Annotated in this window: 9 protein-coding genes; 5 read left to right on the forward strand and 4 right to left on the reverse strand. The window is 59.9% G+C overall.

Going from position 1 to position 12,538, the window contains the following annotated elements; translation table 11 throughout:
• The first annotated feature begins 80 nt into the window (after positions 1-80).
• Positions 81-956: a ParB/RepB/Spo0J family partition protein gene (locus NET03_RS00165; protein WP_252126863.1), complete on the forward strand. Its 876-nt coding sequence runs from the start codon at positions 81-83 to the stop codon at positions 954-956.
• Here the strand turns inward: NET03_RS00165 and NET03_RS00170 are convergent, their stop codons facing one another.
• The 3 genes from NET03_RS00170 to ald all read right to left on the reverse strand — a co-directional run bounded on the left by NET03_RS00170 (position 957) and on the right by ald (position 4,560).
• Positions 957-2,363: a glycine--tRNA ligase gene (locus tag NET03_RS00170; RefSeq protein WP_252126864.1), complete on the reverse strand. Its 1,407-nt coding sequence runs from the start codon at positions 2,361-2,363 to the stop codon at positions 957-959.
• Between the two features lie 76 nt (positions 2,364-2,439).
• Positions 2,440-3,384 (reverse strand): tyrosine-type recombinase/integrase, encoded by a 945-nt coding sequence (locus tag NET03_RS00175; RefSeq protein WP_252126865.1) that lies wholly within the window; start codon positions 3,382-3,384, stop codon positions 2,440-2,442.
• A 63-nt stretch (positions 3,385-3,447) separates the two neighbouring features.
• Positions 3,448-4,560, reverse strand: a complete 1,113-nt coding sequence (gene ald / locus NET03_RS00180; RefSeq protein WP_353655760.1) for an alanine dehydrogenase — start codon at positions 4,558-4,560, stop codon at positions 3,448-3,450.
• A gap of 440 nt (positions 4,561-5,000) precedes the next feature.
• Here ald and rseP point away from each other — a divergent pair, with 440 nt between their 5' ends.
• The 4 genes from rseP (at position 5,001) to queG (ending at position 9,712) form a co-directional block, all read left to right on the forward strand.
• Complete coding sequence (rseP, locus tag NET03_RS00185) at positions 5,001-6,317, forward strand: RIP metalloprotease RseP (protein ID WP_252126867.1); 1,317 nt, start codon at positions 5,001-5,003, stop codon at positions 6,315-6,317.
• Between the two features lie 93 nt (positions 6,318-6,410).
• On the forward strand, positions 6,411-7,565 hold the full coding sequence (ispG, locus tag NET03_RS00190; protein WP_252126868.1) for a flavodoxin-dependent (E)-4-hydroxy-3-methylbut-2-enyl-diphosphate synthase: 1,155 nt from the start codon (positions 6,411-6,413) through the stop codon (positions 7,563-7,565).
• A gap of 18 nt (positions 7,566-7,583) precedes the next feature.
• Positions 7,584-8,543, forward strand: coding sequence for a carbohydrate kinase family protein (locus NET03_RS00195; RefSeq protein WP_252126869.1), 960 nt, complete (start codon positions 7,584-7,586; stop codon positions 8,541-8,543).
• Complete coding sequence (gene queG, locus NET03_RS00200; protein WP_252126870.1) at positions 8,534-9,712, forward strand: tRNA epoxyqueuosine(34) reductase QueG; 1,179 nt, start codon at positions 8,534-8,536, stop codon at positions 9,710-9,712. Before NET03_RS00195 ends, queG begins: the two co-directional genes overlap by 10 nt.
• Here queG and ppc read toward each other — a convergent pair.
• The gene (gene ppc / locus NET03_RS00205; RefSeq protein ID WP_252126871.1) at positions 9,675-12,458 is read right to left on the reverse strand and encodes a phosphoenolpyruvate carboxylase; all 2,784 of its coding nucleotides are present in this window, start codon (positions 12,456-12,458) and stop codon (positions 9,675-9,677) included. The two genes, queG and ppc, sit on opposite strands and share 38 nt — an antisense overlap.
• Positions 12,459-12,538: the final 80 nt, after the last annotated feature.

Here is a 12,538-nt window from a genome sequence, read left to right on the forward strand (position 1 = left end):
CACACGAGGCATACTCCCGAGATCGGTACCCACTCACCGCCGTGCTAGACTCGATCCAGTACAGTGGATGGTTGGGGCACATGGCACGACGAAGCGGTCTTGGACGCGGACTGGATGCGCTGATCCCTCAAACCACCGCCGTGAGCACTGATGTTATCCAGGAAATCGCGATCGAGGAGATCACGCCCAACCCGCGGCAGCCCAGACAATGGTTCGGAGATGAAGACCTGCAGGAGCTGGCGGAGTCGATCCGCCAGCACGGCGTCGTCCAGCCGATCATCGTCGCTCGTACTGGCAGCAGACCGTCCTACCAGATCGTCGCAGGGGAGCGACGTTGGCGCGCCGCACGACTGGCAGGGCTCACCGTCATCCCAGCGATCATCCGCGAGCTGTCCCCACGGGAAGCCGTCGAGATCGCTTTGGTTGAAAACCTTCAGCGTGCTGATCTTTCGCCGCTTGAGACCGCCCTTGCCTACCGTACTCTGATCGAGGAGTTCGGTCTCACCCAAAGCGAAGTAGCCGAGCGTGTGGGAAAGAGCCGCTCTGCTGTTGCCAACACGCTCCGCCTGCTCGATGCCCCAGCGCCAATCCAGCGCGCCTTGGCTTCCGGAGAAATCAGCGAGGGACACGCTCGAGCACTCCTGTCTTTGCCAGATGCCTCCGCTCAGCTCGAGGCACTGCGCTTGATCCGTGACCGGGGGCTTACAGTACGCCAAACCGAGGATCTCGTCCGCCGTTGGTCGACACGCCCACAATCACATCGTCGATCTACGACCAACGTACCGCTCGAGTTCGAACGGGCGACCCAAGAACTGCAGCGCCGTCTCCGAACGAAGGTCGAACTCCGCAGGGGCGCGCGCGGCGGACGTTTGATCATCCATTACTCCACCCTGGAAGAACTCCAGCGCCTTCTCGACGAATTGCTTGGTCAACCCGACGATGATCTACTTGACTAGTTACGCAGACTGCAAACGCTCCGCGAGTTCCACATTTAGCCGATCGATCGGCACCCGGACTTGCTGCATGGTATCTCGATCACGGATGGTAACTGTCCGGTCGTCCAGCGTCTGATAGTCGATGGTGATGCAGTAGGGCGTACCGATCTCGTCCTGGCGACGATATCGTCGCCCGATACTCTGAGTCTCGTCGTACTCAATGCGGCCGTGCTGGCGAAGCTCCCGTGCCACCTCGCGAGCCACCTCCACAAGTTCCGGCTTACGCATCAGCGGCAAGACTGCGGCCTTGTAGGGTGCGATCCGTGGGTTGAAACGCAGAACGACTCGTGTGTAGGGGTTTCCGTTCACATCGACGGCTGGCTCTTCGTCATAGGCGTCACAGAGGAGCGCCAGCAGCAACCGCTCGACACCCATTGTTGGCTCGATCACGTGCGGGATGAACCGCTCATTCCGTTCCTGATCGAAATACGTCAGATCCTCACCACTGTACTCCTGATGTCGCCGGAGGTCGTAATCCGTCCGATAGGCCAGACCACACAACTCCTTCCAACCAAAGGGGAAGAGATACTCGAAATCGATCGTTTTCTTCGAGTAGTGTGACAGCTCCTGGGGTCCATGTTCGCGCGTTCGGAGACGGTCCGGTTTGAAGCCGATCCAACGTAAGAAACGGGCCATCTCGTTCAACCAGTGATCGAAGTACTCCTCCCAGGTCTCTGGTCGGATGAAGTACTCAATTTCCATCTGCTCGAACTCGAGCAACCGGAAGATGAAGTTCCCCGGAGTGATCTCGTTCCGGAAGGCCTTCCCGACCTGCCCGATTCCGAACGGAATCTTCACGCGGCTGGTTTGGACGACTTGTTTAAAGTTGATAAAGATCGCCTGCGCAGTTTCCGGGCGCAAGTACACCAGCGTCGATTGCTCCTCTACCGGCCCAATGAACGTCCGGAACATTAAGTTGAACTTGCGCACGGGCGTCCAGTCACGTGCTCCGCAAACCGGACAAGCAAGATTCGATTCCTGAATGATGCGGGTCATGTCCTCGATGGACAGTCCTTCGGAGGAACGCTCCAGCTTTTCTTCGATGAGCGTGTCAGCGCGGAACCGGCTTTTGCAGCGGCGGCAGTCAACTAGCGGATCGTTGAACTCTTCTACATGTCCAGAAGCCTCCCAGACACGCGGATGCAAAAGAATGCCACCATCCAAGCCGAGCATGTCCTCACGACGCTGGATAAAGAACTCCCACCAAGCATTCTTAAGATTGCGCTTAAGTTCGGCACCAAGCGGTCCGAAATCCCAAGTGTTGGCGAGACCACCATAGATCTCGCTCCCGGGATAGACAAAGCCACGCCGCTTCGCCAATGAGACGATCGTTTCCAGACGAACCGTCGATGCCCGACCGGCTTCCATCGCGTCGATCCTCTCTCGCAGACACGCACAGCCCCTCGTCGCGGACGAGGGGCTGCCCTGGCTCGGACATGCCGTCTCAGGCGTCACCGACAGGGCTCATAGCTGCCCCCATCTTCACCTCTTGATGGTAGCACTCCGGCCCTGCTGGAACCCGCCCATCGCTCTGCAGTACTCGTTCAACAAGCCGGCGATAGACCAAAGTCGTGGCCGGGCTCACATGCCCAAGAATCCGCTGCACGTCGCGGAGCTCCCAGCCGTTCGCGAGCGCCTGGACAGCAAAGGAATGCCGCAGGGTGTGGGGGGTCACCTCTGGCAACCCCACGGCGTCGGCGTAGCCCTTCAAGATCAACCAGAAGCCCTGTCGCGTCAAGCGTGTGCCACGATGATTGAGAAAGAGGGCCTGTTCGAATTTGGTTGGCCCAAAGACTGGCCGGCCATACTCGAGGTAATCACGGAGCGCTTCAATCGCGTCGCGCACTAGCGGAACACGCCGCTCGCGGCCGTTCGGCCGGCGGACAATCAATTGTCCGTGGTTCAGATCAACATCTGACAAGTCCAACGCGGTCAGTTCACTCACGCGCAGACCAGTCGTTGCCAGGGTGACGAGCATCGCTCGGTCCCGCAAACCCTCGGGGGAACGATCAGCTGAAGCCGCTTGGATTAACTGCTGGATCTCCTGAGGACTAATCGCATGAGGCGTGAAGCGACCGGCCCGTGGTGCCGGTAATCCATGAGCAGGATTTTCGGGAAGAGTTCTACTTCGGACGAGGTACTGACAGAATGACTTAATCGCCGCAAGCTTGCGGGCGGTTGTCGTATCCGCGTACTGCCGCTGCCTAAGATAGTCCAGAAACGCGCTCAGGTGGTCACTTCTCAATGCACTCCATTCACGTATCCCCTCTTGTTCCTGTAGATATGCGGTCAATTGCTCCAGGTCATTGCGATAGGCCGCCACAGTATTCGGCGAGAGTCCCCGCTCACGCACCAATCCAGCAAGGAACTGTTCAATCGCAGTCTGCATCAGTCCTGCCTCCACTCTCCCGCATGCACGACCGAAAAACACGATACCTTACCTTCGTGCCATCTAGAGCAACTGTTCGAGCGGCACGAACGGTAAGCTCAATGCCTCGGCCACGGAAGGATGCGTGATCCTTCCTCTAAACACATTAACGCCTTTCGCCAGCGCTGGGTCGCGCTTGACGGCAGCAGTGAACCCCAGATCTGCCAGCTTCAGCAAGTAGTGCAAGGTCACATTACTGAGCGCGAGCGTACTTGTCCGCGGCACAGCCCCGGGCATGTTGGTCACCATGTAATGCAGTATCCCGTCAACTTCATAGACCGGTGCGTCATGTGTCGTCGGTCGCGCTGTCTCCACACAACCACCTTGGTCGATCGACACATCCACGATGACGCTCCCCCGGCGCATCACCGCCACCATCTCACGGGTGATCAGTTTGGGCGCTCGCGCTCCTGGAATCAAGACGGCCCCAATGACGAGATCCGCTCCGCGGATCGTCTCGGCAATCACTTGTTCACTCGACATGCGTGTCTGAAAACGACCATGCAGGATCTGCTCCAGATACCGTAAACGCTCGATGTTGATGTCGAACAGAATAACATCGGCGCCGAGCCCAAGAGCCACTTGCGCTGCATTCGTCCCAACAGTCCCCCCACCCAGAATGACCACTCGCCCTGGCGCGACTCCCGGTACACCACCGAGGAGGACCCCACAGCCTCCATACGGTTCCATCAAATAATAGGCGCCAACCTGAACGGCCAAACGCCCCGCGACCTCGCTCATCGGTGCCAACAAGGGCAGTGATCCATCAGGTGACTGTACCGTCTCATATGCAATTGCCGTTACTTCTCGTTCTAGAAGAACTCGTGTCAACGCTTCGTTGGCAGCAAGATGGAGAAACGTGAAGAGTATGAGACCAGGGCGCAGGAACGGGTACTCCGCCTCCATCGGCTCCTTCACTTTGACAACGAGCTCCGCTTCCGACCACACCGTTGCTGCATCGTCTACTAGCGTCGCTCCTGCAGCGACATAGGCTGCGTCGTTGAAACCGCTCCCAACGCCAGCACCCCGTTCGACGAGCACCGTGTGTCCATGTCGGACGAGCTCGCGAACACCATGCGGGGGTTGGGCAACTCGGTACTCACGCGGCTTGATCTCTCGGGGAATTCCGATGATCAAAGTGAAACCTCCCATCCATCCATGCCGTTCACGCCGCCCTGCCGTCCCATGCCACACCTTCCGGCAGGACGGCGCTTATTGTCGCCGAAGACACTTCTCGTCCACAAGACGAGCTACACAGGTGATCAGATCACGAACCACGCCGCGCCCCCGTACCGGCTCTTCTTTCGCAGTGGCCGGGCGAGGCGTCACCCCGGGGTCGCCACATCTCCATCTGGTGGACGCACAACCGGCATCTCCGCGGCAGGAGCGCTAGATCACTCTTTGGCGGCGAGTGTTCAGCGAACTGAACGACACACCGAAACAATACCTACCTCGCGTTCGACGGTTCCTCTCTACAGGGTCGAGCGATCGACACGTTTCAGTTTGACGAGGGACACGGTGACTCGTTACAGTTAGTCGGTCAGGCCGGGATTCCCGGCTCGAGAAGGCGAGCAACGATGCAAGCCCTGTACATTGTTCCTATCCTCGCGGTCCTCATTTTGGTTCATGAACTCGGCCACTTCCTCGCCGCCCGCCTCTTTGGAATTCGCGTCCTCGAGTTCGGTATCGGTCTCCCGCCGCGTCTCTTCGGTATTCGCCGAGGTGGGGTTCTCTATTCCTTCAATGCTATCCCGCTTGGCGGATTCGTCCGTGTCGTCGGCGAAGACAGCCGAGCCGATGAACCTGACAGCCTCCAAAACAAACCGCGCTGGCAACGCGCCATCTTCTTTGGCGCTGGTGCATTGATGAACCTTCTTCTCGCCTTCCTCGTCATGATGCTCCTTGTCGGCTTCCGTGGCCAGCCACAGTTCCATCTCTACGTCGCGGAGGTTGTCGCCAATTCCCCTGCCGCTGCAGCCGGATGGCAACCGGGAGACCGTATTGTTGCGCTCGACGGTCAGCCCGTGCGTGATGCAAGCCAACTCGTCGAACGGACGGAACAGGCTGCCGGGCGTCCGCTCCGCGTGACACTCCTGCGCGGAACAGAGCAAATCGAAACAACCGTTGTGCCACGCGACAATCCCCCTCCCGGCCAAGGACGCATGGGAATCCGCGTCCTTCTGGAGCCAGCAGCACGACTCACCGTTGAATTCGTTCAAACTGGCTCGCCCGCCGCGATAGCGGGCATTCGGCCGGGAGATCGCCTTGTCCGTATCGGCATGTATCCCATCGAAGACGCGGCAATCTACTCCCTTCTCCTGGAGCAAAACGCTGGGCAAACCGTCGAACTGACCATCGAACGAGAAGGGCAAACGACGACGCTCCAGCTCGCTGTCCCTCCAAAGTCAGCCGGAGAATCACCCAACCTTGGCATGACGATTCGCCCGACACTTGTCACGGCACGCGTTCCACTGTGGCGTGTTCCGCTTGATGGCGCTGTCCAAACTGTTGTGCTTGTGGCGCAGATGGTGCAGGGACTTCTCATGCTCATCCGCGGGGAAGCATCGCTCACCGACATCGCCGGCCCGATCGGTATGGGCCAGTTAACATCAGAAATTCTCCAGCTTAGCCCCGAGCCAGCCTGGGTGACGCTAGGGCATCTCACAGCACTGTTGTCCGTGAACCTCGCAATCCTGAACCTGGTTCCCTTCCCCGCGTTGGACGGCGGGCGCTTGTTCTTCGTCCTAGTCGAAACGATTCGTGGCCGCCGCATTCCACCCGAGAAAGAAGGCCTGATTCACCTCATCGGCTTCGCAATCCTGTTGACCCTGATGTTCATCGTCGCCTTCGTCGATATTGGCCGGTTGCTCAGTGGCGAGTCGCTTCTGCGGTAAGGCGCAATCGACACCCAAGAAGCGGATCGTGCACACTTGATATGATAGGGCTCAGGGCGCTCCAAGCGCCAGGTTAGGAGGAGACCAAGTACGATGGCCTATCAGCGCCGCAAGACTCGACCAGTCTGGGTCGGTGATGTCCAGATCGGTGGCGATGCCCCGATCGTCGTCCAATCTATGACGACGACCGATACCCGTGATCCGCAGGCGACGCTCCGACAGATTCACGAGCTCGCGGATGCGGGCTGTGAGATCGTGCGCGTGGCAGTGCCGGATCGCGTCGCAGCAGCCGCCCTGGCCGAGATTGTCCCGCGTTCCCCGATCCCGGTTGTTGCGGATATCCATTTCGAGCACACGCTCGCTCTCAAGGCACTCGAGGCCGGTGTGCAGAAGTTGCGCCTCAATCCCGGCAACATCCGCAAGCCGGAAGAAGTCCGTGAGGTTGTCCAAAAGGCAAAGGAGAGGGGTGTTCCAATCCGCATCGGCGTCAATTTCGGCTCCCTCCCGCCGATGACCCGCGAGTTCGTTGATGAGATGGCAGCACAGGGAGCAACCCAGACCGAGCTGATCGCCGAGCATATGGTGCGCACGGCACTTAGCCATGTGAAAATTCTGGAGGACCTCGACTTCGGAGACATTGTGATTTCCCTTAAGGCATTTGAAGTGCCTGTTATGATCGAGGCCTACCGACGGATGGCGAAACTGAATGACTATCCACTGCACCTCGGTGTGACCGAAGCAGGCACTCCCAAGGCTGGTGCTATCCGCTCAGCGATAGGGATCGGCACGCTGCTTCAAGAGGGTATTGGCGACACCATCCGTATATCGCTGACGACCGATCCAGTCGAGGAAGTTTGGGTAGCCTATGAGATCTTGAAGAGCTTGGGGCTTCGCGAGCGCGGCGCAACGCTCGTCGCATGCCCAACGTGTGGGCGCGTAGAAGTTGATCTCTTCCGGTTGGCCAACGAGATCGACGAGTACCTGCGGACGATTCAGGAACCCATCAAGGTCGCTGTTATGGGCTGCGTCGTCAACGGACCAGGTGAGGCACGGGATTCGGATGTCGGTGTCGCAGCCGGACGTGGCAAAGGAGTAATCTTCCGTAAAGGGAAGATCGTCCGCCGCGTCGAGGAGCATGAGATCGTCCCTGCGTTGAAAGAGGAGATCGAGCAGATCCTCGCTGAGCGGCGATCCGGCACGGAGCAGCATACTCGACGCCAAATCAGTATCCCCATTGTTGGGGACTGAGATCACGAGGGGTTCCTCGTGCGCAACGAGACGGCGAACCGCCCGCAACCTGCTGTCGCCGTCCTCGGCCCCACGTCGTGGGACCAGTTCCTTGTGCCCGACCGACATCTCCAGGAAGGTCTTGGTGCAACCGTCACCGCACAGTTTGAAGCTGGCGGTGGCACCGCTGCGAACATCGCTGTTGCGCTTGCCCGCCTTGGTGTCTCAACCCTCTTTGTCACAACAGTGGGAGACGATGCTCTCGGACTGCAGCTCTTGCGCGAGCTCCAGCAAGAGGGTCTCGATGTGCACCTGGTACCACCCCCAGCAGGAGCCCTAACCGATCGTTGCACCATTCTGGTGACACCAGGCCCTGAACGAACAATTCTTCAGTTCCCCGGCGCGCGCCTACGGATGGGCGATCCTCTGCCACTTGACCGGATCCTCGGCGCACCGCTCGTGGTCATCGATGTCGATGATACCGAGCTCCGTCAGTTTCTCGTCGATCTCCCTGCACATTTCGCTCCCCGTGTGCGGCTTGTTGGGACACTGACACACCTGGCCGAGCTTCCACCCGAGCGCAGCCTGCAACTGGCGTTGCAACACGATGTGCTCGTTGGGAACGAGGTCGAACTCCGGGCAATTCTTGGCCTCGACGACCTCGAAACCGCGGTCGAGCGGCTTCAAGAAACCATGCCACTCGGTGCAACACGGATCGCAGCAATCAGCCGCGGTCGCGATGGCTCCGTGCTTGTGACAAGGCGGGACATCGTGCAGGTGCCAGCCTTCGAGGTGACTGCGGTTGATTCAACCGGGGCCGGAGACGCGTTCGCCGCTGGCGTGGTTTACGGTTTGCTCCTCCGGATGCCGCTACCCAAGATTGGGCGCTTGGCCAACGCGATGGGGGCGCTTGCCACTCGCGCAGTCGGAGCGCGTGCCGCCCTCCCCAGTCGGGACGAAATCACCGCCTTCTTACGAGAGGCTCGATCATGCACCTGACACGCGACGAACTTCGTGCCCTTGCCCGTGAGGCAGGGCTCACGCTGGTCGCGGTGACCACGGCCGAGCCGTTTCCCGGCCTTGCCGACCTGCTGCGTGCACGGATCCGCACGGGATTTCTCCAGGGCATGGAGTGGTTCAACGAGCAGCGTGCCGAAGTCGCCGCAGATCCGCGCAATCTTCACCGCACCGCACGGAGCATTATCAGTGTTGGGCTTCCCTATTGGCTTCCTGACATCCAACCACCGGACGATGGCATCGTCCGCGGTCGCATCGCACGCTATGCATGGGGGCTCGACTATCATCGCGTCCTTCGCCATCGGCTGCAACGACTCCATCAGCTGCTGGAAGCACGACTGGGACGGCGGATCGAGGCTCGCTATCTGGTGGACACTGCACGGATCGTCGACCGCGAGGTTGCCGTCCGCGCTGGACTCGGCTGGCAGGGGAAGAACACCATGGTCATCGTCCCACATCACGGCTCGTGGGTCCTACTTGCTGAGCTTGTGGTCGACATCGACCTCGAGCCCGATGAGCCACTTCGCCCCCGCTGCGGGCGGTGTCGCCGATGTCTGGACGCCTGTCCCACCGGTGCATTTGTCGGTCCTTACGCGCTCTATGCGCCTCGCTGCATCTCCTACCTGACGATTGAACACCGGGGCCCGATTCCCTGGGAATTGCGACCGCTTATAGGCAATTGGGTATTCGGGTGCGATATTTGCCAGGAAGTCTGTCCGTACACTGCCGCGGCGCAACCCACGGACGAGGAGGTTGTCCGTCCTGAGCGGCTGGAGCACTGTTACCCATCACTCGAATGGTTGCTCCGGATGACTGAAGAGGAGTTCCGGAGTGTCTATCGTGGACGACCGGTTCTGCGGGCAAAACGCGCGGGGCTTGCGCGGAATGCTGCCGTGGCCCTCGGCAACGTCGGCGACGCTCGCCACCTGGAGACTCTCGAAGAAGCTGTTCTTGGTCATGACCAACCGCTCGTGCGCAGCCACGCCGCTTGGGCCATGGCGCGGATCGACTTCGCCCTCAGCGAACCAGTGCTCCGGCGAGCTCATGACCGCGAGATAGATCCACTGGCGCGCGAAGAGCTGGAGCGACTGCTTCTCTCGCCACCGGAGCCACTCAGCCAGTCGTCTGTAGTCCTGCCGCAATCGCGTTGATACTGTGATGGATTGCATCCAGCAGGCGAGCCCGCCGTTCAGGAGACTCCTGTTCTGTCCTTCGGTAGCGCCGCAGCAGCACAATCTGGCAGAGATGGAGCACATCAACATAAGGGTTGCGGAGCTTGACCAGTCGGGCAAGGATCGGCGACCGCTCCAGGAGATCATGCTGACCAGTGACCGCCAACACCATTCGCACTGTGCGGCTGTGCTCGTCCAGGATACGTGTGAAGACATCAGCGACGTTATTTGCCAGCGACGCATACAACTCAGCGATTGCCATTTCAGCCGTCGCCAAACTGATTTGCGCGTTATCAACCAGCATCTCGAAGAACGGCCATCGCCGATACATCGCTTGAAGTGTTTCCTGCGCCCCGAATGCGAACGCTCGTTCGAGCGCTGTTCCCAGGCCATACCAACCAGGAAGGTTGACACGCGTCTGGGTCCAACTGAAAACCCACGGGATGGCACGAAGGTCAGCGAACTGTATCACTCCATGCGCTCCCGTTCGCCGAGCAACCGGGCGAGACGCCAAGTTCAGACTGGCCAGTTCGGGAAAGGGTGTCGCCATCGTAAAATAGGACACAAACACGTTACCGACTTTTACGAGCTCCTCATATGCCTGCTGCGACCAGTCCGCCAAGGCAGTCATCAACTCGATCCACTCTGGCGAAATATTGGGCTCATGTTCGGTTGAGCTCGAGACGAGCAGTGCATGCATCATTTGCTCCCAGTGACGGAGAGCAATCGCCGGATCGTTGTACCGTCCGAAGATCACCTCGCCTTGCTCCGTGACCTTCAGGAGCGGCGTGCGCGCCGCCGCCGGTCGCGCCCAGATCGCCCGTCCCATCGGGCCGCCACCGCGTCCAATCGCACCTCCCCGTCCGTGGAAGATTTGCAAGCGTACCTTGTATGTCGCTGCAACTTCTGCTAGGCGCTGTTGTGCTTGATAGATTCGCCAGTTCGAGGAAACGTATCCACCATCCTTGTTACTATCGGAATATCCGACCATGACTTCTTGGACAGAGCCTCTGGAAGCAATCAGCGCCCGATACTCCGGAATATCGAGTAGCTGTGCCAGAATCTTGTGGCAGCGATCAAGTTCTGCGATCTGCTCAAAGAGGGGTACGACATCAATTCGTGACCATGCCTGCCTTCCGCCAGTGCCCACCCCGCAGAGCCCAGCCTCCCGCGCGAGCACAAACGTCCCCAGAACGTCGGCCGGCTCGGCCGTCATTGACACGATGACCGTATGACAGGCACGTTGGCCGTTGAAGCGTTGGATCCGCGCTACCGCATCGAATGTGTCAAGCACTTCTCGTGCCTCCGGGGAAAGCGCGCCGCGTGGAAAACCAAACGGGTCAGCACGGAGTCGAGCCAGCACCAGCGCCAGACGTTCCTCTGGACTTCGCTCACTGAAACCCACCTGACCAGAAAGCCCAAATAGCTCGGCGAGCGCTTCTCGATGCCGGGCTGCATCCTGTCGGATCTCCAACTCGGCGAGATGGAAACCGAACACCTCGACGCGAGCGACCAAATCCGCCACTCGTCCGTCCGCGATCCGCTTTCCACCGTTCCGGCGCAAGGAATCCGCGACAAGTTGCAGATGTCCCAGGAGCTCCTCCGGCGAGGTATATCCTCCCTCCTCTCCAACGTCTGTTCGACGCAAGCGTTCCTCGATGAGGCCAAGGATTCGCCGGTACGGCTCGTCAGCCCAGGCTCGCACCGGAGTCAACCCGAGTGCTTCTCGCTCGCGCTCAATAACCGCGGTGAGCTCCGGTGTGATCGATCGCAGCCGAGCCGAAATACTCAGTGCCCGGCGGAGTTCGACCACTTCCTCACGATACCGGCGCAGAATCGCCTCACGCAGTAGACGTGCCGTTGCTTCAGTCACCGCTGCAGTCACTGCCGGATTGCCGTCACGATCGCCACCGACCCAGGTGCCAAGTCGTATCGGCAAAGGCCAAGGACGCTCCAGCAGCTCGGGGTACGAGCGGGCCAATGCGCGTCGCAAGGCACGACGCAGAAGTGGAACCACCTCGTAGACCGAGCCAGTGAGGATCGCAATGTTGCTCCGAACCTCGTCAAGCGGCGTCGGTCGCGCCACTCGGGTCTCGGCCGTCTGCCAGAGCAGCGTGATCTCCTCCCGGATCCGGTCCAGCAACCACTCACGCTCGCGCGGCGCCAGACGCACATCGTCCAACTGCTGGATCAGTGGCGCGAGTGCCGCGAGCCGCTGTAACACAGTTCGCCGACGCGGCTCAGACGGGTGTGCCGTAAAGACGGGAAAGACCAAAAGTTCACCCAGAATCCGCGCGACCCGTTCAGGCTCAATGCGTCGTTCTCGCAACGTCAACAGCGCTGCTTCCAACGACTCATGCAGCGGCGGCTCATTTCGTTCTCGTTGCCGGAGCGTCCGCACCCGATGATGCTGCTCTGCAAGGTTAATGAGGTGGAAATAGAGCCCGAAGGCGCGGACCAGACCAAAGAGATCTTCGTCAGGCAAAGTCTCCATCCACCCCAGGAGCGCTCGGAGACGATCTGCAACGTTCCCAGTGGTACGAGCGATGATCGTTTCTTGCCGCGCTCGTTCGACAATCTCGTAGAGTCTTGGTCCGCCCTGCTCACGAAGTACATCTCCGAGCAATGTCCCCAAGAGATTGACTTCATTGCGCAGACCCTCGATTGGTTCTGCCCGAAGCCGCTCGACTTGGCCGCTTCGGGATAATTGGTGTTGTTCCGCCATCGTTCCCGCTCCTCGTCGAGCACGCACGCTTCATCGCGCGCACCGTGCACGAGAACTCGCCCTGCAGTACGCTCAGGAAC

This window comes from Thermomicrobium sp. CFH 73360, from assembly GCF_023806465.1.
In the GTDB taxonomy this organism is placed as follows: domain Bacteria; phylum Chloroflexota; class Chloroflexia; order Thermomicrobiales; family Thermomicrobiaceae; genus Thermomicrobium.